This window comes from Oceanobacillus jeddahensis (assembly GCF_000750635.1).
Classification (GTDB): Bacteria; Bacillota; Bacilli; order Bacillales; family Amphibacillaceae; genus Oceanobacillus; species Oceanobacillus jeddahense.
Genome location: NZ_CCDM010000006.1, coordinates 154,441 through 177,274, shown reverse-complemented (window position 1 = coordinate 177,274; position 22,834 = coordinate 154,441). Strand labels below are relative to the sequence as shown.

The window sequence follows — 22,834 nt, the reverse complement described above, 5'->3', positions numbered from 1 at the left end:
ACTATTCCCCTTCATACACTTTTAACACCCGAAGCCCATTAAGAATAACAAGAATCGTACTGCCTTCATGACCGATCACGCCAAGCGGCATATTAATGACCTGCAGAAAATTGCTGGCAATCAGAATACCGATAACCGCCAGGGAGAAGATAATATTTTGCTTCACGATCGTATTCATTTTTTTAGAAACACGAATGGCATGAACCATTTTTCCTAAATTATTTTTCATCAATACAACATTAGCTGTATCTAAAGCAATATCACTTCCTGCGCCCATCGCAACACCGATGTTTGCAGTTGCTAAAGCCGGCGCATCATTTACCCCGTCTCCAATCATTGCTGTCTGCCGACCTTGATCCCGCAGTTCTTTCAGGTAATTCACCTTATCTTCAGGTAAACAATTCGCATGAAATTCATCGATTCCCGCTTCCTTGGCAATATTTTCAGCTGTACCCTGATTATCTCCCGTTAACATAACCGTTTGCAGTCCAAAGCTTTGAAGGTTCCGAATTGCTTCCACCGCATCCAGCCGCAGCGTATCCTTCAATAAAAAGACTGCAATAACTGTCTTACCCTTTTTCACAAAGATATTTGTTGTTGCTTTTTCCTGTGTATTCATAGCCTCAAGAATTTGTTCAGCATCCTGTTTTCCTACCATCTCTGCGTTTCCGATCATCCAGGTCATATCTCCAGCTTGTGCAGACAGTCCCCTGCCATTGTGATGGTCTACCGTTGCAGCTACATCAGGTTGTTCTCTCCGTTTTGGTGCAGCCCATTTCTGCATAGCAAGAGCCAGTGGATGAATCGACTCGCTTTCTGCAGCATAAATAATATTTGCCACATATTCTATATCCTGGTCAGGAGCAATGTAATAATCAATCACTTCCGGTTCCCCTTTGGTCAGCGTTCCTGTTTTATCAAAAGCAATCGTATCTAGTTTTGCTAAAGCTTCTACATACACGCCGCCCTTAAACAGAATTCCCTGGCGTGCTCCGTTAGAAATGGCGGATAAAATCGCTGGCATAATGGACGCAACTAATGCGCAGGGTGAAGCGACAACCAGCAGAATCATGGCGCGGTAGATGGTATCTGTCCAGGACCACGCAAATAAAAAATGCGGCAGAAACATCATCACAGCAACTGTAATCAATACAACATTGACATATACTCCTTCAAATTTCTCGATAAATTGCTGGGAGGGGGAACGTTCTTCATGTGCATTTTGAACTAAACCGATAATTTTTTGAAACATGGTCTCTGTCGGCAGGGTATTTATTTCAATTTGCAGACTGCTGCCAAGATTCACGGTTCCAGCATAAACCTTATCGCTTATTGTTTTCATAACAGGAATCGATTCGCCGGATAACGCACTCTCGTCTACTGTCGTATCCCCTTTGAGAATTACACCGTCAGCCGGAATTCTCTCTCCTGATTTAACAGCTATATGATTTCCCGGCTTTAGCTGATGAATATTTACCACTTCCCCGTTTAGCAAAGTGGCTGTTTCCGGCTGCAGTTTCATCAAGCTTTGCAGTTCATTCTTATTTTTATTTTCCGTGTAGCTTTCCAAAGCGCCGGATAAGGAAAAGATAAAAATTAAAATAGCGCCTTCCGCCCAGTAGCCGATAGAGGCTGCTCCGACAGCAGCAATAATCATCAGCAGCTCTACATTCAGTTTTTTAGTCTGATATGTCTCAGTAATCCCTTCCTTCGCTTTCGCAAAACCGCCGATTAAAAAAGCCGCAATCAATAATGTAATCCATAAAGCATGGCTAATATATCCCGATAATATCCATGCCAATAAAATAAGTATTCCGCTTATTGCTGCGGCAATGATTTCTCCATGTATTTTGAGAAAAGATAAGAAAGAATCATACCAATTTGTCTGTGTTTCCACCATGTGATACTTCCCCCTTTGACATAATAAACAAACCCTGATACTGATTATCATTTTAATTTATTTATAACTAATATCAAATTATAATTATTATAAATATTATACCATACTTTTCTTTGAATGGTTTGTAGAAATGGTGACAGATTTTATTCTGAATATGCTGTTATGTTCACAGGTAGGAGGGGCTCTTTTATGTTTATTGGAAATATAATAAAAGGTGGCCATATTTTTGATTGAGCAGCGATAAAGTAAATACGAAAGAAAAAGGAGAAAAACAGAAATAACAAGAGGAATTATAAAATCCATCTAGCAGTAAAATTAAAACCATTACTTTGTCACTTTCATTGTTAGTAAAAAATAGAAAATGAGACGGATCAGGAACGAGTAAAAGCCACATTTATAAATGATTATCATTGCAATAACCTTTATAAATGTGGCTTTTTTTCCCAACATATTTTTAGAAGTTGTATAAAAATAACTTTTTATTTCCTGGCTCTATTGACCTGTTTCTCATCCAAATTCCGGTAGAATCGTTCCTTCCGGGAAAGATAGCGCCCACTCCCCCGACGCTCTCTGGATCTTTTAATTTGTGCCTGAATATACATCATCAGCGGCAAGACACCAAGTGCATACCTTCCATGACGTCCCACTTCAAAGTCTGGTAAAACCGCTTCAACCACAACAGGAAATACAGTAAATACCAAGCCAATCATAACAACTAAAATGATTTCAGCATGGAATCTTCTGCTGACACGTGTAACCTTCTGCGCCATCGCCAAAATAAACGAAATAAGATATACGGATACAAGACAGAATCCAGCGTAAAGCATTGTAAAAAACGCCGCATCTTTCGCATTATCACCAATCAAAAAGTTTATCGGCTCTCCTTGAAATATGATTCCCTCTTCACTTCCATTAAACGTAAAAAACACAATTACCATATAGCCGACCATGAAGAACATAAAGAAAGTAAGACCTAAAACAACAATACTCCACAGGATCAGGAAAAGTCTGCGAATAAAGCGAAAGATAAGACCTGAACCGGGAATTTTGCTAAAAACATAGATAATAAGAAGAAGACCAATAAAGCCGCCAACAACAAATAGAGTAGAAAGAATTTCGTCTGTAATCATCATCTGCTCCTTTATTTATTTTTATAGAGAAAAGTTGTTATTATCATATACAGACTTTGTGTTAGCTGACAATAGGTTTTTCTAATCAATTAGTCAAATAGTTAATGAGTCAAACCTTTCTTCATACGATCGTTACTTGCAAAATAACATGAAATACCCCTGAAATAAGATTTATAATCTTTTTCAGGGGTCCTTCTATTTCTTTTTTATTGCAAAGAAATTTCTACAAAGAATCGATACATTTTTTTCAATTCGTGGGATTGCAGAATATTACTTTTTAATAACCTGCAAACTCTTCAGACCGAATATTATCCTCATTCACTCCGGCTTCCACAAGCATTTTTTGCATGGCCTCTACCATATGGCCGGGACCTGATAAATAATAGATTGGCTTATTAATATCAGGAACATACCGTTTAAGCAAATCTGCATCGATATGTCCTCTTTCTCCGTTCCATTCCTCAGCATCCGATCTTGTCATCACAGGGACAAAGGTAAAATGATGATTTCTTTTTTCCATATCCTCAAAATCGGATAAAAATGGCGCATCATCCGGTGTTTTATTCGAATACAGAAGTGTAAGCTCGTGATCCGTTTTCTGATTTGTTGCCTCTGCAATCATGCTTCGAATTGGCGTAATACCAATCCCGCCAATAATAAATACAGCTGGGGTTGACTCCGTTTTATGCAGAGTGAAGCTTCCGTTTGCTCCGTCAAATTCGACTTCACTGCCTTCTGGAAGATCCTTCAATTCTCGTTTAAAAGCAGAATCTCTCAGACGTGTCGTCGTAACTAATTCATTTTCACTTGGCGCATAAACGAATGACAATGCTCTTTTCGTTCCTTCCTCATCTGTCTCACTCGGATCAATCAATTTGATATGAGTCAGCTGGCCAGCTTTAAATTCAAACCCTTCTGGCATTTCCCAGAAAAAAGCCATTGTATCTTTTGCAACTAATTCCTTTTTCTTTAATTTGATTCTACTGTTTGTCATTTCTATTCGCTCCTTTGCATAGAGTGAACCTCTTATTACAAAGAGGAGAAATTGTAAATCACAATTTTTGATATATACTGTTTTTACCCTTATTTTTCAATTTACAAACAGATTAAAGGATTTTGGTTTAGAAAATAGTAATACATAATTTTATTGCAATTGATAAAAACAAACAGCATAAATCTCCAAACGAAGACCTTCAAATTTCACCTGCTTATCCAGCTTCTCTTTTCTTCTTATTACCTTTTAAAAATACATTCCTGGTAAATATAAAAATAAATGAAAATACAATAAGAATTAGACCAGTAATTCTATAAATCAAATACACATTCCACAATTCAACCAGTAGTCCCCCTGCAATTGGAGCAATAAGTATAAAGGTATTTGTTAATGAGTTATAAATTCCTGAAACTCTACCAATATTTTCTTTTGTAGTTTCTCTTTGCAAAATATAACTCATGCCCATTGAAAATAAGCCTACTCCACCTCCAGTAATCATCCCTAACGCTATCGGGATTGCGGTTGGTGCGCCAACTGAAAGAAATCCCATACCACCGAATCCAAAGCCAATGAGTATATAGCTCCCTCCTAACACGAAACGATAATTGATCTCTCTGAAAAAACGTTTCATCAGGAACATCGAGATAAATGCACCCAGACCAGAAGCAGCCATTACCCACCCAAGCAGCTCCGGCTTTGTTGCAGCTACTTCCCGAAACAAAACCGTCAACTGTACGTCTGTCATTTGAATAGCCATATATCCTATAACGGAATACGAAATGCAAATCAATAGAATTTTACTAGTAAACACTGCTTTCCAGCCTTCTATATATTTCGACCACATGCTTGTTTGCTGCTCTTGATGAAGGATTACCGTCTTTTCTTTTGTTTCTCTTTCCTTCAAACTCCATACAATCATTGCTGAAATAAGATAAGCAATGGCATTGATTAATATGCAGACTTTAGGAGAAAAGAAAGCTGCTAATGAACTTCCTAGTAACGGTCCCATCATTTTTGTAAATTCATTTATCATTCCATTTAAAGTGACAGCTCCTACAATATGCTCTTCCTTTACAACCTCTTTTATAATCGATTGCTGCGCTGGAAAATGGACAATTGTAAAACTGGAACGAATAAACAATAAAATTAGTCCAATCAGAGGTGTCGAAACAAATAGTAACAATATCGATAGGAGACAAACACTTATATCAGAAAAGATCATGAGTTTTACTTTGTTAAAACGATCCGTTAAAACACCTGCAAATTGACTGAATATCGCATGTGGCAATGCAAACACAACTGGTATTAAAGCAATGATTAATGGACTGGCATTCCATGTAAACCCAAATAAAATCATGATTGCTACCAAATCCAGCCAACGCCCTAACATCGAAACGGAATAGGATGTAAATAATCGCAGAAATTCTTTATTCTCTTTTAATAAATTAACTTTTTCCGCTGCCATATTCTCCTCCTTAAGGTTTGTTAATCTTATTATGGAGGAGTAATATCAGAAGAATATCAGAGCACTTCTTTAAATTGTTTCTCTATTTCTTTCTTAATTAATTCTAAACGGTACTGCTTACGTAACCTTCCCCATTCATTTTGTAGCTGTGAATAGATAAAACCTCCCTCAATAGCTTTTAATAAAACAACCGCAATGAAAAAAACATTTAAATAATGCAGGAAAAAACCTGTATCTTTTGCAGCTTGTAAACCAAGATAAACTAATTCTTTTCCTTTCATCGCTTCTCTGTTCTGTATATGTATCATTCCTTGCAGCATTTGATATAATGCCATCTCTCTTTGAAAAGGAAAGTCCTTAAAATACATCTCCAATTGATTGCTCAATGTTTGGATAGCAGTTTTATCATTTAATTGGATAAAAAGCATTAATTTAAATAGCTGAATAGAAGGATAAAAACCATCTGTTGGAGGTATGACTTTTGCATCCTCGACTAACTGCGTTGCTTTTTCATATTGGTTGCACATTATATTTATAAATATTGGAGTCAGTGTTGCAGCTTCATTTTTGTTCACTTTTGAGAAATAACCTTGATTTTTTATTTGGTTAAAATATTTTAGTGTTTTCTTGGGGTTTTCGGATGTTATCAAGTATAAATGGATATATAATAAACTTTTCTGCTTAAATGGAATGGATCTGTCTTGTACAATTGAAAGCAAGCTTGGGTTGGTTAACCATGAAAGCTGCTGAGTTTCTTCTGATTGTAGAACCCCTAAATCATCATTATTTTGTTGAAATATTTTCAAAGCTTGACCATACCCATATAGTTGATATGTGCTTAACAATTGCTGTGACAAATTATTAATTTTTTGATTATGCGCGATAGGTCCTCTAAGAGCAGGCTTTTTTATTTCTAGCGAATAGCCGTACCCTCTAATTGTTTTAATATTTATTACTTCTTTTACAGAATTAAGTTTTTTTCTCAACCGAAAAATATGGTCATCCACCGTCCGGTCAACAGGAAATTCATTTTCCCAAACGGCATCAAGAAGCTCTGATCGTGAAAAACCGTGACCTTCATTTTGATATAAAAAGGATAGGAGGTCATATTCTCTTCTTAGCAGTTGAATTTCTTTATCTTGATAAGTAATTGCATAACCTTTCTGATTAAAGACTAATCCCATTAGTAACACCTCCATTTGTTGAACTGTGTTACATTTATTATATGGCATATGCTTATCTATTTCAGTATGTAAAGATATAAAGAAACGGTTATTCAACAATTTGACTCTATTCATAAATACAGGCGCTAACCCTTATTATTACAGGATAGCGCCTTATTCTTGTAAAATCTATTATTGTTCTTTACTTTTTCAGCTTCATTTCATACATTAAAGATACGTGATCATTATTAAAAAATCAGCTGAGCTGTTTCACTTAAAGAAAGGAAAACCAATAAAAAACATCATTTACATAAAACGAAACTTCATTCAGTGGGAGTTTTCGCCCTTCTTCCACTGAATTAGCCTAAGTGATTCAGGGAGTTAGCGCCCGTCATCTCCCGCCTAAATAAATTCATTCTTACTCTTTATTTTGAGGCGGGAGGTTTTACGGGCGGGTCTCCGTGGTAAATTAAATTTAATTTGAATCAACATTCTTTTTTTAGCATCTGTTGATAGAAAATCATGCAGAGCCTGTTTATTTTGTTCTAAATCAATATCCAACACAGCACCAACATCTGTACGGGCATTTTGAAAGGAATGATCTACAGGAATTCTTAATGTTTCCATCGGATGCTCACTGCCGGCAATTAATCCTCTACCAATGGAAAGTATGGTTTTACTATCCACATTTGTATCGATGTATGGATCAGCGACCCCTAACAATTTGGGTAATTTCACAAGCCCATGAATACTCACTGCTTCATCTTTCAACTTGTCTAATGCTTCTTGCTGCCGCTGCACTCTTCCGTAGTCGCCATCTTCATCTTTCCGAAAACGCACATAGCCAAGCAGTTCCTCCCCATTTAATACTTGTTTTCCGGACTCAAGCGTCACCCCAATATTTTCTGACATTTGATGTGGTATATCTACTTCAATACCGTCAGGAGCAATAATGTCTGTGATTTTTGAAAATCCTTCGAAATCAACCACAGCATAATAATTTAAATCGATATCAAAATTTTGCTTCAACGTTTGCCTGAGCAGCTCTGGACCATCAAACGCAAAAGCAGCATTTATTTTCTGCATGCCATGTCCAGGAATCTCTACATATGTATCACGCATAATGGAAGCAAGCTTTATATCATGGGTATCCTGATTATAGTGGGCAATCATAATCGTATCGGAAAGTCCGTTTTCTTCCCCACGAGTGTCACTTCCGATCAGTAAAATATTAATTTCCCCAAACTCCGGTTCTGTGCCTTCAAATGGAATAAAGGTTGTACCATCGTCCTTATATTCCCCTTCCTCAGCTTCTGATAAACCTTGATAATATTGTGTAATGACATAGGCTCCCACTGCAATAACGCATACAAAAACTACTAATAGAACACGAAGTATCCATCTACGCTTTGCAGCTTTTCTTTCACGTCTTTTCATGTTATATGCTCCTTGTATGTTCCTTTAGTTGGAAAGTTTTTTTAAAGCAATTTGTACAGCGATAGCGTCATCCATATATCCAATTGGAAAAATATAATCCGGAACCACGTCTACCGGCGTAATAAAGTACAAAAGTACGCCTCCCATAACAGCTAAAGTAAAAGGCGCTCGCTTATTTTGTGTAAAATGCGCATAAAAATCCTTTAGTTGATTAATAAATGGACCGATACTGCCTACTTCTTCTACTTTTTTATTAAATTGGTTGTGAATGATTTGTTTTCCTTCTTCTGTTTGGGCTTGTTCTTCATAACTTTCTAATTGCTGCTGAACTGCATCCATACTTAAATTATCTTGATAGAGATCCGATGCTGTCAGTGTTTGCTGAATCTCTTTCATAGATGTACGAATATCTGAAAGGTTATGAGTTTCTTCGGAATGAATCGGATGACCCGCAGCATGCAAGAGTTCTGCGAACGGTATATCCAAACAAGAAGCAAATTTTCTTAAATGTTGAATATTAGCTTCTCGTTTTCCATTGATAATACGTGAAATAGTCGCTTTATCAATTCCAGTCTTCTCGCTGCATTTTCTTATTGAGATGGCACGAGCTTGTAATAACACTTTTAAATTATCACCAAAATTATAAGTAGACATATATATTACCCTCTCATCTAACTAAATATTTATTGATATCCCTTTGAATAAAAGCATTCAATATTAAGAAGGTTGGCTGCTTTGTAAAATACAGCTAGATATTTAATAGCCTAGTATTAAATAATATATCCAAGTGTTGACAAAATGTCAACACTTGGATATAAATGGCAACTCTTTTAAACTGGATTTTAATATTAAATAGTTGAACGTTTTTTTAGGATGACCTTCCTTTTAAAATGTCGTTTCCTTCATAAAATAAGATGCAATCCACGTTATTACAGGATTGCATCTTATTTTACAAAAGCCATTTACTTTTCCGTTTTAAAAATTAGCTTCATCCCTTCATGACTTGCAGAAAAACCTAGTCTTTCATAGAAGCGATACGCCTCATTACGTTGCTTATCTGTAGTCAGCTGTACTAAACCACATCCTTCCGTTTTCGCGATAGCTTTTGCTTCTTTAAACAACGCTTCCCCTATTCTTTTACCGCGATAATTCTTATCAATTCGTACTCCCTCTATCTGCGCACGCTTCATCCCTAATCTTGCTAATCCAGGTATAATAGTCAATTGAATACAGCCGATTACCTTCTCCTCTTCCATAGCTAAAAGTATCTGATTGCCGATTTGAACTTCGATGGCGTTAAAAGCTTGATCATATTCTTCTGGCAATGGATCTTCATACCTTTCACGCCTGGAACCTAATTCATCGTCAGCTAATAAACGGACGATTGCTGGTAAATCAGCTTTCTGAGCTTTTCGAAAATACATTTTACAGATCTCCTTTCATACAGCAGTTCGTTATTTAAATTTGTAAAACCTCTCCTTCCACTCCTCTCCCCTTATTCAATAATCTATTATTAGTATAGAAGAAATAATTTCAAATTCACATAATTTCCAATGTTTTATTTCTCCAGTGCAGGGAAAGAAAGCAACAAAAGCTGTTTGAAGGAGGAGAAAAATAATGAAACAATCAGAAAATGTGAAGATAAAATCATTACAATTCAAAGATGACGGTTCCATTCCAAACAATCCAACCTATCCCCTGCTTTTATATAAAGATGTTATTACTTCAGAGGACGAGGCAAAAGCTGCTTTAACAGAAAATAACTGGCTGGGTGCGTGGCGCGGAAGTGTTGCTCCTTTTCATCATTACCACAGTAATACGCATGAAGTCCTTGCCGTAGTGGACGGAAAAGCTCAGCTTCAGCTCGGTGGGGAACAGGGAGGTCAGGTACAAGTTGAACAAGGCGACACAGTCTTTCTTCCTGCCGGGGTTGGTCATAAGCTGCTGGAAGCAAGTTCAGATTTCGCTGTGATCGGTGCCTATCCAAATGGCAAAAGTTATGATTTTTGCTATTGTAAAGCTGAAGAGCGCCCTGAAAACTTGGAGAATATCAAAAATGTTCCATTACCTGATACGGACCCGCTGTTTGGAGAAGATGGTCCCTTATTTTCATATTGGGTGGATGGAAGAAGCTGATGTTTCAAAATTCATAGAAAAACAACTAAATGCGCAAAGCAGTAACCAATAATTGTTTTCTCTTACTCCAACAATTATTGCAAAACAGCAAAGGAAATAGCTCTTGTTTTAATGCACCTATTAAAACAAGAGCTATTTTAAAGCAATGCACACAATTTACGATCCACACTTCGAATAATTGATTCCACATTCATACCCAAAGCATAAGTATACTTCGGTGCTGGCTCAGTAATTAACGTTTTCTCCACTAATCCTTTTTCATAAAGTTCGCCAAGCCGCTTGGAAAGAATGCGAGGTGTCACAGTCCCCAACAACTGACGTATCGCATTGAACTCATGATACTGATGATAAAGCGAGATTAATACTGGCCAGTTCCACGCTTTAGCAGCTAGAAAACCTTGGTCCAGCTGCTGTTCGGCACTTGAAATAATAAGGGCAGTTTCTTTCAGGAAGCGCCCTCTGTCTGTAAGCTTGTATTCCGGAAGCAATGGATGGTTCCGCTCAAAAGGAGACAAATGCTGAATAAATCCTGCTTCTGTCATCGCCTTCAAATTATTGCTCAATCTGGACGGTGAAATTTGCAGCGTATTTTTTAAAGGGGTAAATCTGCCTCCTGATTCATCGAGTGATAGCAAAATGGGAATGATCCACCTTCCTGAAAGTTCTTTCGTGATGTGTATAATCTGAATAACCTTTTCCATTATAGTGTTTGAGATAACTCCATGTCATGCCCGTCCGGATCTTTAAAGGTAATCAGCTTAGCATATCCTGGTATGGTGGAAATTTCCCCATTAAACATAATCCCTTTTTCCTGCAAACTTTTGACTGCCACATCAATATCCTCTACTTCGATAACAGCAGCTGCTGTGGAAGGTACAACCTGTTCAGCTTCTGAAAATCCGATAAAGCAATCTTTCGTATTCGTATGCACACTTCCCATTCCATTTTCTTTGTCGAAGGAATCCATTTCAAAACCTAACTGCTCGGTATAAAACGCCATTGTACGCTCCACATCACTCACACTGTACCATAATGTAAAACCAGGTTTATACATAGAAGAACACTCCTTTTATATTCGATACCGAAAGTATACTTAATATATTTTCGGTTGTCAATTGTTTTTTCGGAAATGTCAGAAAAAAATGATTCTATTCTTTCTCAATTATCTTTCCACTATGCTAAAAACACATTTTAAGATTTTTTTAATTTAAAATTGGCTGTACTTCTCCAAATATATTCAAACGGTCCTTGTCTATAAAAGCGGAGCCAAATAAACGAAAATAGAATTAACAGCACAGATATAAACAGCCATGCAGCAATAACAATCCAAACGTTGTTATAAGCACCTAAGCCGAATCCCCAACCGTAAAAAATAACTGATGCTAATACATTTTGCAGTATATAACAGCTTAATGCGACTCTCCCAACTTTTTCTAATGCATGTATCATCAAGGAAGTACTGTATTTATCAAATAGATATGAAACAAGTCCGATGTATCCCAATGACATAATCGGAGCAAATAAATAGCGATCGGCTACAACATTAAATTCAGCTAAAGGAGTAAATATAATGCCGTTTAAAGGAATTCCAATTCCCATACCCCATTTCAACAGCTTCATCCGCTTCTTTCTACCATGATCTGTCTGTGCAAAATAGCCACTCCGTACAAGCCAAACCCCAATTAAAAACAGACAAATATTAAAAGGAATGATCGTAATAGCCTCCATCCGCAATTCAAAAAAATGACTGATGCGATAAGCAACTTGATCCCAATAACCCCCGTATAAAAAGATGTCTGTTGTTTCATTAGACATTCGTTGAACCACTCTAGTCATCATCTCCTGTGCTTCTTCAAACCTTAACAAAAGCCCAAAACCAAGACTAATCACAAGGACGACTAATCCATGCAGTATACCGAGAATCCATCCGACCCACTTTACTATGTTGCTTCCTTTCTCCAAAATTACAGCAACAACGATGGCTGTGAGCGCGTAACTCATCAGAATATCTGCTTCAAACACAAACAGAAAATGAAGCAGTCCATCGATAAACAAAAGCACACAGCTCCATACATATACACCAAGCCATTTCCGATCTACTTCCAGATTTTTCTGTCGTTTAAGTTCCAATCCTGCTCCAAACAAAATGGTAAGCAGTCCAAGAAATTTCCCATTAAATAAGAATATAAAAAATGTATAGATAAACGTATCCATTGATTCAAGATATACTAATCCGCCATTTTCAGAAAAACCTCCCAGTCCATCCATTAATGAGAATATCCAAATATTAATACCTAAGGTTCCAATAATTGCCAATCCTCTTAACACATCCAATAATCGTATCCTTTTCATTCGCCTCTCTCCATTCATTTTGTAATCAAATGAAATATGTTTATTACGTTGACTAAGTCAAAGTATAAGGCTTCACGTTACGGAAATTGCAAGCTGCTTATTAAACATATTTTGCTTTTTATTCTTGCACTTCACGTTACGGAAACACCTATACTTGATCTCAAAGAAGTTAAATAATAAGGAGGATTATAATGAAAAGACGTGCAGAAAAGATCATGGGGACAATTGGGATTATCGGATTTGTTTTACTCGCCGGAGCTACATTTCTATTTAGCAGTATTATTAATCATGATGAATTTCAAGATGCCGTAGAAGAAGATCAAGAGCAGCAGGTATCTGAATTTGTTGAGCAGATGGAGGATATAAATTATACACTGGATGCCAGCTTATTCATCATTTTTGGTTTAGTCGGAATTGCAGCCTTATTCCTATTAAAAACAAAACCTATTATTTCAGCACTCCTATTTTTCATAGGAGCTATCGGAGCTGCTGTTATTTTTTGGTGGATGCTTATTCCAATTGTGCCTGCTTTGCTTTATTTAGGAGCAGCTATTTCCATTTTCTTAAAAAATCGGTCAGCAGCGAACACAGAATTGCATTAATTTTCAAAATTATAATGTATGGTTTATTCAAGAGCTAAAGGTTACAAGAATATTTTACACTTTAAGAAAGAATTCAAGGAATAAAGTACGACGGACACGATGTCCTAGTATCGACGTTGGTCACACGACGTGACCGATCTTAGCCGATGAAATTGCAACGGTTTTGATGGGGCGAGTAATCGCAATGGTTTTCGATGGGGCGAGTAATCGTAGCCCCAGTCCCAACTAAGGCATTCGCGAAAGGCTTGCACTCAAGAGTATAAGGGATACTAAGAAAGCAAAATACGTTTGTAAGTCTCCCTTTAACGAATGCCAAGTTTTCTTTATCAGAACAGCAGGAAATTCTTTTTTTAACACAGATTTAGAAATAAATACGCTAAAACTACTCCCACCTACTTATTGAAATGTGTCCCGCTCAATAAGTAGGTGGGAATCTTTTGTCATAAAACGAAACTTCATTCAGTGGGAGTTTTCGCCCTTCTCCCACTGAATGATTAGTTGAGTGATTCAGGGAGGTAGCGCCCGTTATCTCCCGCCTAAATAAATTTATTTTTGCTCTTTATTTTGAGGCGGGAGTTTTACGGGCGGTTCTCCGTGATAAATGAATAACTACAAAAATAATTTAATGACTGCAGTAACCTATTTATATATCATTTGATCAAATGATATATAAATAGGTTACTTGACAAAGATACCACTAAATGATAAATTTTGATTGATCGACCAAAAATATTATTATTTAATCAAATTATATTCGAACTAATCAAATTTGATCAATTTTATTATCACTACATCGTGCTTATAAACGAGGAGGTTCGCTCATGACGAACTCAGAAATGACAAATGCAGCTCCAAAGAAAAGAGCACTTTCTTTAGATCTTGCACGAGGATCGATGCTCTTCTTAATTATACTCTCACATATCCCATTGTTTTTATATACGATAGAACCAGGTGTTATAACGAAAGTAGCCGGCAGTACCGCTTTAGATCATTTCTTAAATTTTTTAATGGAAATTATGGTAGATAATCGGGCGCGCCCATTGTTCGCCATTCTGTTTGGTTATGGTCTCGTTATGATTTATCGAAAGCAATGGGAAAGAAAAGGTGCAGGAGAAGCAAAACGCATTATAAAAAGACGCTGCTGGTATTTGATATTATTCGGTGCGATACTCGCCGGTGTCGCTGGTGGTCAGGATATCTTAATGACTTATGGTATTGCAGGACTCCTATTGGTCTCCAGCTTGAAAAAGGATAATAAGAAGATAAAAAAATATGTGTTTATTTCTACCATCATATGTATTCTATATATCCCGCTTTTTTGGGGTACTGTTCTAGTAGAGAATCAGTCTTACGGGTTACCTGTAGAATTAACCGGCCAGGAAACGTACCTGGGTACAATGCTTGAACGTCTGGTTTCTATTCCGATCATTCCATTGTTTACACATATCACTTTTCCGGTTATTCCTTCCGTTCTAATGGGAATTTGGCTGGGAAATATAAATATATTGATTAAACCGCAAAATCATATCAAACTGCTAAAACAATTAACCATTGGCGGCTTAACAATTTCACTTGCAGGCGCTATACCATTGGTACTGATTAACGATGTCTGGTTTCCGGATCTTTTTATTGCAGGATTTGCATACGGTATTCATATCCTTACCGGTTTTGCAGGCGGTGTAGGCTATGCCGCATTATTTGGGTTACTGGGAGTTGCTATTAAACATCGCGGTGTCATCGTAACTGCAATTGCCGCAATGGGAAAGCGATCCTTAACATTTTTCGTTATTCATGAAGTTTTGACGGTTATCCTCTTATCTCCTATTGCCTTTAATTTAGGAGCATCCTTAACTGTTACCACTTCTGTAATAGTCGGTATTATCATGTGGATGTTTACATTATCGATTGCATACTTGATGGAAAACCAACAAGTAGAGGGGCCTTTAGAAAAGTATTTACGATATTTGATTTATAAAAAGCAAGTATAAAAGAAGAAGAACGAGAAAACAAAGGCGATCCTGAATTAACTGGAACTCGCCTTTGTTATGTTATGCTTATTATTCTGTCCTTCCTCATTGTATCCATATTTAATGCTAAAAAATATTAAGCCTGAATGAACAGGGAGATTCACAATAACTAACTAAATTGGTAATGCCATATTTGATATAAAAATTGGGTCGACCAACGTCATAATAACCCCTGCGAAAGCTGTATTAAATCTGCGCTTCTCCTATTTCCTCATCAAACGATAGATTTACCGGCTCATCCTGCAGTTCGCCATGTATCTCCAAATTCGTTGTTGGCGTATCTTCATCTACTTCTTCAAATGTAAATTGATCTTGACCACACTGTACCTTGACCGGCTAAATTGATACCAAACGAAATAACAGCACTTTTTTCCGGTACATCTAAAACGATAGAATAACGGTTCCAGTTTGTTGTCCCCTTAATAGGGCGATTGCTCATATTATCAAATTGAACGACTTCTTCCATCGTGTCATCTACCCGCATCCACATTCCGGCGTATGTTTCTACATCTTTTGTACGGATAAAACACGAAAGCCGAATGCGCTTGCCGATAAAGCGATTTGCCTTAAACGCCTGCATCATCGTGGCAAAATGCGTTGAATCAAGTACGGTTTTAGATGTTAAATAACCTGACCCTTTTCCTTGATGGACAATTTCATGATCAACGCCCATTTCGTAACTAAACGGATCGGATCCACTTAAAAACCAACCCTTCATTTTTGTTTCCATGTACGATTCCTCCTTATTTTTTATCATGTCAGACATCAGCCTGCGATATTGACCAGGGGGTAACTTATATATTTTTTTAAATGCCCTTGTAAAGGATTCCTGTGATTCGAATTGATAGTATAATGCAATATCAAGAATTCGTTCCTTTGAGTAGAGCAAGGCGGCAGAGGCGTTTGCCAGCCTTCGTTTCCGTATGTACTTGGAAACCGTCATACCTGCCGCTGATTGAAAAATCCGATGGAAGTGAAATTTAGAAAAATTAGATTGCAGCGCAATTTCTTCCAATGTAAGCGGCTCATGGAGATGCTCCTCGATATACTTAATGGCTTGTTTTATAACAAATTCGTAGTGATTCAACGTAAGTTCCCCTCCCTTATCCATAGAATATCAAAATTATCCATTTATTTTTTGATATATTTTGCGAAGTAATTGTATTATTCCTTTCTTTCATTATTAGTTTTGATACTTACTGGAAATCTTAGAGAGTAAATCAATCAACTTTTTTCATCTAAAAAAAGAGACACCCAGAAAAAGTCTGGTTATCCCTATATGCAAAAGTACGCAGCATTATATATTTATATTAAATTGTTTTGCTTCTGTAACCATATTTTCAACCAACGATTTAACTGTTTGACTTTTAGCTAATTTGGCACTTTGTCCAGACCAGAGTGACATGAAATCAGGATTATTTTCTGCCGCAGCAGCCTTTCTAATTTCTTGTGTAAGTGTATTTTGAACAGGGAAATCCGGCAAATATCCCTCATGTTCCTGCATTTCTAAAATAAAAGGATTTTTAATTCCCCTTGCCCATTTACCAGAAAACGCTCGTGTGAAAACTGTTTGATCTTCGGCAATATTTAAAATAGCTTCTTTGTGTACCTTATGCGCTCCACTCTCCGTACAGGTTAAAAAAGCCGTTCCCATTTGCACACCTTGTGCGCCTAAACAAAGAGAAGCTGCGAAACCCCGCCCATCCATTATTCCACCAGCAGCAACAGCTGGTATACTTATGTGATCTACAGCTTGCGGGAGCAATGACATCAAACCGATAGAATCAACATTTTCCTGTTCCTGTTTATGAAAACCTCCTCGGTGACCGCCAGCTTCACTTCCTTGAATCACAACCATATCCATTCCCGCCTTTTCATTTTCAACCGCCTCGTTTACAGTTGTAGCAGTTCCTATCAAGATAATATTATGTTGCTTTAATTCAGCAATCACTTCTTTGGATGGAATGCCAAATGCGAAAGAACAAATGGGAACCTTTTCTTCCATTACAACTTTAATCTGTTCCATAAATGTTTTAAAAACTTCAATATAATCAGCAACATCCAGGTTATCTTGAGGAGGTAATTGTAATTTTTGACGGATAGGATTTAAGGCTTGATTTGCTGCTTTTATACTATTCTTAGAAGCTTGAACTGGCTTTGGAATAAATAAATTGATGCCAAAAGGCTTTGTTGTTAACCTTTTTATTTCTTTAATTTGCTCCCGCATTTGTGCCGGTGCCATATATCCAGCTCCAATCATACCCAGTCCGCCGGCATTTGACGTTTCAGCCACTAATGCTGAAGTAGTTATTCCGCCAGCCATAGGTGCTTGTATAATTGGATACTCTATTTTCAAACATCTTGTCATTTCATTATTTAACATCATTTCCCGCCCCTTCATCCATTTCACTTATTCATGTATTTTCTCTGTTCAGTCTAATTTCAAGTCATATGCACCTTTTTCAATTAAATTAAGGATGTGTAAAGTATACAATTTTTTTGATATATTGAATAATACATAATAATGATATTTGATATCAATGAATTAGATAACAAAAAAGAAAGGAAAAATTGAAATGGATTTGCACTTACTGAACATTTTCCATACGGTTGCGAAATCAGGAAGTATTTCACAGGCCGCAAAAGAGCTTCAATATGCCCAATCTAATATCACTATGAAAATGCAACAATTAGAGAAAAACCTGCAAACCACTCTTTTTTACAGACATAATCGCGGGATTACGTTAACAGACAAAGGGAGCATGCTCCTGACATATACTGAAAAAATAATGGATCTGATAGAAGAGACAAAAGCAGCGGTGAACGATGATCAAACACCAGGAGGTTCGTTAGTTATTGGATCAATGGAAACAACGGCTGCCGTACGCTTGCCAACCTATCTTTCAGCGTTTCATGAAACTTTTCCAAAAGTGGATTTAACGTTAAAAACTGGCTCTACAGAACAAAACGTCCAAGGTGTGCTCCAGCATGAGATGGATGGAGCATTTGTAGCAGAGCCTATTGAACACCCTGGCCTCACCCAAAAGGAGGTGTTTGAAGAGCAGATGGTCCTGATAACAGATACAAAGCATCCTGATATATCATCTATCAAAGATATTCAAACCAGGACAGTACTTGTGTTTCGCACCGGGTGTGCTTATCGGGAAAAACTTGAACATTGGTTACACCAAGAAGGCATTGTTCCACGAAAAATCATGGAGCTTGGAACGATGGAGGCAATTATTGGCTGTGTATCTGCAGGTTTAGGGCTGAGCATGCTTCCTTTAAGTGTTGTTTCCAAACATATACAAAATGGAAGTCTGAAACAGCATCCCATTCCCCATCCCTACGAAAAAGTGAAGACCGTATTTGTTTACAGGAATGATAGGTATATACCAGCGTCATTGAATCAATTTATCAATATGTTCTGTGATGAGACGATACAGAAGACTTTTTAGCAGTCAATTTATAAAGCGGTATTTTGCTTTCTTTGATAACTATATGAAGCAAAAGTAAAATTATATAAGTGTGTGTTCAAAAAGGCCGATAAATAGGACCAAGTCGGTTAAGAACGCGACGTCCTGTCGCAACACCGACACTAGCACGTCCTGTGCGTCGGAAGTTCAAGGCGACTAGCAAATTCCAAACGGAGCGTATGCCCTATGATACGTGAGTAACGGTTTTGGTGGGGCGAGTAATCGCAAAAGGTCTTCGATGGGACGAGTAATCGCAGTCCCAGACCCCATTGGAATTTGCTAGTCAACGCAGAAATTCGCCGTGTCATTTTTATTGGACTTTTTGAACATCCTCTGTAAGAAGAAAACAAGCGTATTATGAAGAAAATTTAATTGTATAGAGGGAGGAAAATAAATAATGGCACTTAAAGCAGTCTTCAGCGATATCGACGGAACTTTATTAGATTCCAATCATCAAATTACCGATGAAACAAAAAAAGAAATCTCAAAAGTAGTGGGCAAAGACATTCCATTTGTTCTTGTATCAGCAAGAATGCCAAGCGGTATCTCACATCTTCAGCAAAGATTATCCATTAATTCTCCTATGATATGTTATAGCGGCGCTCTAATTTTAGGTCCAGATAATGAAAATGGAGAAAAGTCAATCATTAATAGTATCAGCTTAGCACACGCAGATGTACAAGCAATTTATAAAATAGTCAATGAACGTTATACCTCCGTTAGTTTTAGCTTATATAGTCATGATCAATGGCTGGTCAGTGACCATCAGGATGAATGGGTTCTACAAGAAAAAGAAATTACAAATGCTTTTCCAACGCTTTCTCATCTCCCATCATTTATGGAAAAAAATCATGATATTCATAAATGTATGTGCATGGGGGAACCACAAACGATTAATCAGCTTGAAATAGAATTAAAAGATACATTCCCAAGTCTGTCCATTTATAAATCAAAGGACACTTATCTAGAAATTATGTCGGGAGCTGCTTCTAAGTCGAATGCTATTAAAAAATTAGAAAAAAGATATCAATTCACAGATCAGGAAGTCATGGCTCTTGGAGATAACTTTAATGATATTGACATGTTAACCTATGCAGGGATTGGAGTTGCGATGGGAAATTCACCAGAAGAAGTTAAATCAATAGCAGATGAGGTTACTTTAACTAATGACGAAGATGGACTAAAACATGCTCTGAATAAGTATTTCAAATAACTTTTAAACGATTCATTCTCATCATATCATGGGTACAGCTGCATTCCACGGGAGTAAATGAAAACTCTCCTGGGATGCAAGGTTGTTTTAAAGTATGCTATACCTTGTTGTTTTAATTTTCCATCAAATTCCATTATCTTCAATTCACTTTACACTTTTCTTCCGCAAACTTTTCCCTTGGTGACAAGTTATGGATAATTACCAATTTATGACAACCAAGATCCTATGTCTCAAATAATGAAATAATCGTTAAAAATCCTCTGTCACTATTTGTATTGCCTTTCATTAACAAAAAAATTTCCCAAGATCTCAATTAGGAATTCCCCTTTTCCTTCCTGGACCGTTGTTAATATTTATTTAAATTCATTGGATATTCTTTCATGGAAAGCAACAAAATATCACATAAAGGTGTATAATGAATTTCGTGACGAAAATCGACAAAATTATATTTTTTTATTTTGGACAAATCACTGATAAAATATATCATAATTCAGGATACAACGTTTCCTTTTGTTTAATGGAGGTTAAGAAATATGTTTAAGAAAAAGCCAGATAAATTTTCCCTTTATCTCGTTGATTTTGCAAAACATTTACACGAAACAGCAGATTATTTTGTTCATTTTAAGGTAAAAGACTCGGAAACACTGAAACAATTTTCCGATACTATAAAAAAACACGAATCCGTTGCTGATGATAAAGTTCATGAAATCATTAAAGATTTAAACCAAGCCTTTATTACACCTATTGAACGGGAAGATATTCTCCAGCTTGTAAATAATCTGGATGACATTATGGACGGTATAGAAGAATTTTCCTCCAGAATGGATATTTATCATATTTTATCTTCCGATGATTATATTGATCAATTTACGAATTATATATTGAAATGCTCCGAGGAAATCTTGACATCCATGGAGTTAATCGCAAATTATCAATTAAAAGATGTAGAGAATCATGCCATTCGGATTAAAGAATACGAAAGTAACTGTGACGAGTTATATCGTGAATCCTTAAGGAATTTATTCCAAACAGAAAAAGATGCTATTAAAGTCATCCAGTATAAAGAAATTTATGAAATTCTGGAACAGATAGCAGATTATTGTCAAAATGCAGCAAGTACACTTCAAAGTATCATCATGAAAAATGCGTAAAAGAGTGGTTAAAAAATGGAATTTCTTACTGTAATCATCGTACTTATTGTTATTTTTGCTCTTCTCTTCGACTTTATTAATGGTTTTCACGACACAGCAAACGCAATTGCAACATCTGTATCAACGAAAGCCCTGACCCCTAGAAGAGCAATCATATTAGCTGCTGTCATGAACTTTGCTGGAGCATTAACCTTTACTGGTGTTGCTCAAACAATTACTAGTGGAATTACGGATCCGTTTGAATTGGATAATGGGCTGACGGTTATTTTAGCTGCTTTGATTGCAGCAATTATCTGGAATTTAGTTACATGGTATGCAGGCATCCCAAGCAGTTCATCCCATGCCATTATTGGTGCTATTACTGGAGCAGTTATCGTATCAGCAGGGTTTCATGCGATTCATTTCCAGGGATTTATCTCTATTCTCGAGGGTCTCTTTTCCTCTCCAGTTATTGCTTTTATCATCGGATATATCATATACAGCATAATTAAAGTTATTTTTAAAAATAGTAATTTAGCAAAGACAAATAAACGATTCCGGCTTGTACAAATATTAACAGCGTCTGTCCAATCCTTCGCTCACGGTACAAATGACGCACAAAAATCGATGGGAATTATTACGATGGCATTGATTGTTGGAGGGATGCATACAACAACGGATATTCCATTTTGGGTGCAGGCGTCTTGTGCAACGGCAATGGCACTCGGAACTTCCGTTGGCGGATGGCGAATTATAAAAACAGTCGGTGGAAAAATTATGAAAATCCGCCCAGTAAATGGAGTTGCTGCTGATCTTACTGGTGCTGGTGTCATCTTTGGGGCAACGCTCATTCATTTACCCGTAAGCACAACCCATGTTATTTCGTCCGGTATTCTTGGAGTTGGAGCTTCGCATCGGCCGAAAGGGGTTAACTGGGGTGTAGCCAAACGAATGATTATTACCTGGGTCATCACTTTACCGATAACTGCTGCACTTGGCGGAGTTATTTATTATATTTTGAATTTGTTCCTTTAAAATTGTTTATCTGGTATTTGCGATTGTTAGACAACGTCCATTAGCAGACTAGTGATTCATTTCAAAAGAAATTTCGATCTTTATCTCAAAAATACAGCCAACAAGGGCATGAATATAATTTTTCCATCATATTATAATTTAGAGGTGAGATCATGGGAAGAGTAGCTTACCGAGAAGCAGATGTTGATGTAATGGCAAGGATGATGAGAGCAGAAGCAGAAGGGGAAGGAAAACAGGGGATGCTGTATGTTGGCAATGTCATTGTGAACCGTGCTGTAGCCGATTGCAGTGATTTTACTGAATTGAGAACAATTGATGATGTCATTTTTCATGTACAAGGAGGAAATTATTCTTTTGAAGCTGTTCAAAAAGGAAATATGTTTTATCAAAGAGCAAGACCATTTGAAAGAAGGTTAGCAAGACAGAATCTGGATTTTTGGAGAGAGCATCCGGCCAAATTTGCTCTTTGGTACTTTAATCCATATGCACCATGTCCTCCAACATGGTATGATCAGCCTTTTTCCGGTCAATTTATGTCACATTGTTTTTATGAACCTGCACCTGGAACCTGTGACAGTGTCTATATGGGATAACAAGTTTTCTTTCTACTAGTGAATGAAATAGAGCCGATAAATGAACTGCTCATACAAATAATTGACTTTCCAAAAAAATGGAGTTAATACATTTAAAAAAATCCTAAAACCTTTTATTGCCAAAGGCTTTAGGGTTTTTTTATTTACCCGCTTCACCCGTTCTGAATATAAGTCCGGCTTA

At 36.9% G+C, this 22,834-nt stretch carries 20 protein-coding genes and 1 pseudogene; 8 read left to right on the top strand and 13 right to left on the bottom strand.

Going from position 1 to position 22,834, the window contains the following annotated elements; genetic code table 11:
- Position 1 precedes the first annotated feature (1 nt).
- The 8 genes from BN986_RS21690 to BN986_RS21655 all read right to left on the bottom strand — a co-directional run bounded on the left by BN986_RS21690 (position 2) and on the right by BN986_RS21655 (position 9,513).
- Positions 2-1,900 (bottom strand): heavy metal translocating P-type ATPase, encoded by a 1,899-nt coding sequence (locus BN986_RS21690; protein WP_040984124.1) that lies wholly within the window; start codon positions 1,898-1,900, stop codon positions 2-4.
- Between the two features lie 479 nt (positions 1,901-2,379).
- The gene (locus tag BN986_RS21685; protein WP_040984122.1) at positions 2,380-3,030 is read right to left on the bottom strand and encodes a hypothetical protein; all 651 of its coding nucleotides are present in this window, start codon (positions 3,028-3,030) and stop codon (positions 2,380-2,382) included.
- 277 nt (positions 3,031-3,307) lie between these two features.
- The gene (locus BN986_RS21680) at positions 3,308-4,024 is read right to left on the bottom strand and encodes an FAD-dependent oxidoreductase (RefSeq protein WP_040984120.1); all 717 of its coding nucleotides are present in this window, start codon (positions 4,022-4,024) and stop codon (positions 3,308-3,310) included.
- A gap of 214 nt (positions 4,025-4,238) precedes the next feature.
- Positions 4,239-5,489, bottom strand: a complete 1,251-nt coding sequence (locus BN986_RS21675; protein WP_040984118.1) for an MFS transporter — start codon at positions 5,487-5,489, stop codon at positions 4,239-4,241.
- A 56-nt stretch (positions 5,490-5,545) separates the two neighbouring features.
- On the bottom strand, positions 5,546-6,673 hold the full coding sequence (locus tag BN986_RS25900; RefSeq protein WP_052401044.1) for a winged helix-turn-helix domain-containing protein: 1,128 nt from the start codon (positions 6,671-6,673) through the stop codon (positions 5,546-5,548).
- A gap of 381 nt (positions 6,674-7,054) precedes the next feature.
- Positions 7,055-8,089: an LCP family protein gene (locus tag BN986_RS21665; protein ID WP_074435731.1), complete on the bottom strand. Its 1,035-nt coding sequence runs from the start codon at positions 8,087-8,089 to the stop codon at positions 7,055-7,057.
- A gap of 24 nt (positions 8,090-8,113) precedes the next feature.
- The gene (locus BN986_RS21660; protein WP_040984116.1) at positions 8,114-8,743 is read right to left on the bottom strand and encodes a DUF1232 domain-containing protein; all 630 of its coding nucleotides are present in this window, start codon (positions 8,741-8,743) and stop codon (positions 8,114-8,116) included.
- A gap of 308 nt (positions 8,744-9,051) precedes the next feature.
- On the bottom strand, positions 9,052-9,513 hold the full coding sequence (locus BN986_RS21655) for a GNAT family N-acetyltransferase (protein WP_040984114.1): 462 nt from the start codon (positions 9,511-9,513) through the stop codon (positions 9,052-9,054).
- A 193-nt stretch (positions 9,514-9,706) separates the two neighbouring features.
- Between BN986_RS21655 and BN986_RS21650 the strand changes: the two genes are divergently transcribed.
- Positions 9,707-10,225, top strand: coding sequence for a cupin domain-containing protein (locus BN986_RS21650; protein WP_040984112.1), 519 nt, complete (start codon positions 9,707-9,709; stop codon positions 10,223-10,225).
- Positions 10,226-10,362: 137 nt separating this feature from the next.
- Here the strand turns inward: BN986_RS21650 and BN986_RS21645 are convergent, their stop codons facing one another.
- The 3 genes from BN986_RS21645 to BN986_RS21635 form a co-directional block, all read right to left on the bottom strand.
- On the bottom strand, positions 10,363-10,926 hold the full coding sequence (locus tag BN986_RS21645; protein ID WP_040984110.1) for a winged helix-turn-helix transcriptional regulator: 564 nt from the start codon (positions 10,924-10,926) through the stop codon (positions 10,363-10,365).
- Positions 10,926-11,279, bottom strand: coding sequence for a VOC family protein (locus tag BN986_RS21640; RefSeq protein WP_040984108.1), 354 nt, complete (start codon positions 11,277-11,279; stop codon positions 10,926-10,928). Before BN986_RS21640 ends, BN986_RS21645 begins: the two co-directional genes overlap by 1 nt.
- 137 nt (positions 11,280-11,416) lie before the next feature.
- Positions 11,417-12,577 (bottom strand): DUF418 domain-containing protein, encoded by a 1,161-nt coding sequence (locus BN986_RS21635; protein ID WP_040984107.1) that lies wholly within the window; start codon positions 12,575-12,577, stop codon positions 11,417-11,419.
- A gap of 191 nt (positions 12,578-12,768) precedes the next feature.
- Between BN986_RS21635 and BN986_RS21630 the strand changes: the two genes are divergently transcribed.
- Together BN986_RS21630 and BN986_RS21625 are read left to right on the top strand one after the other, a co-directional pair.
- Positions 12,769-13,179, top strand: a complete 411-nt coding sequence (locus tag BN986_RS21630) for a DUF4064 domain-containing protein (RefSeq protein ID WP_040984105.1) — start codon at positions 12,769-12,771, stop codon at positions 13,177-13,179.
- Between the two features lie 821 nt (positions 13,180-14,000).
- On the top strand, positions 14,001-15,167 hold the full coding sequence (locus BN986_RS21625; RefSeq protein ID WP_040984103.1) for a DUF418 domain-containing protein: 1,167 nt from the start codon (positions 14,001-14,003) through the stop codon (positions 15,165-15,167).
- Between the two features lie 225 nt (positions 15,168-15,392).
- Here the strand turns inward: BN986_RS21625 and BN986_RS21620 are convergent.
- A pseudogene (locus tag BN986_RS21620) lies at positions 15,393-16,317 on the bottom strand (helix-turn-helix domain-containing protein).
- 186 nt (positions 16,318-16,503) lie between these two features.
- The gene (locus BN986_RS21615) at positions 16,504-17,589 is read right to left on the bottom strand and encodes an NAD(P)H-dependent flavin oxidoreductase (RefSeq protein ID WP_040984101.1); all 1,086 of its coding nucleotides are present in this window, start codon (positions 17,587-17,589) and stop codon (positions 16,504-16,506) included.
- Between the two features lie 193 nt (positions 17,590-17,782).
- Between BN986_RS21615 and BN986_RS21610 the strand changes: the two genes are divergently transcribed.
- From BN986_RS21610 to BN986_RS21590, 5 genes are all read left to right on the top strand, one after another.
- On the top strand, positions 17,783-18,664 hold the full coding sequence (locus BN986_RS21610) for a LysR family transcriptional regulator (protein WP_040984099.1): 882 nt from the start codon (positions 17,783-17,785) through the stop codon (positions 18,662-18,664).
- Between the two features lie 415 nt (positions 18,665-19,079).
- Positions 19,080-19,895: a Cof-type HAD-IIB family hydrolase gene (locus BN986_RS21605; RefSeq protein WP_040984097.1), complete on the top strand. Its 816-nt coding sequence runs from the start codon at positions 19,080-19,082 to the stop codon at positions 19,893-19,895.
- A gap of 533 nt (positions 19,896-20,428) precedes the next feature.
- Positions 20,429-21,046 carry a DUF47 domain-containing protein gene (locus tag BN986_RS21600; RefSeq protein ID WP_040984095.1) on the top strand — a complete coding sequence of 206 codons (618 nt, stop codon included), beginning with the start codon at positions 20,429-20,431 and terminating at the stop codon, positions 21,044-21,046.
- Between the two features lie 15 nt (positions 21,047-21,061).
- The gene (locus tag BN986_RS21595) at positions 21,062-22,060 is read left to right on the top strand and encodes an inorganic phosphate transporter (RefSeq protein WP_040984094.1); all 999 of its coding nucleotides are present in this window, start codon (positions 21,062-21,064) and stop codon (positions 22,058-22,060) included.
- 152 nt (positions 22,061-22,212) lie between these two features.
- Positions 22,213-22,653: a cell wall hydrolase gene (locus BN986_RS21590; RefSeq protein ID WP_040984092.1), complete on the top strand. Its 441-nt coding sequence runs from the start codon at positions 22,213-22,215 to the stop codon at positions 22,651-22,653.
- Positions 22,654-22,834 lie beyond the last annotated feature (181 nt).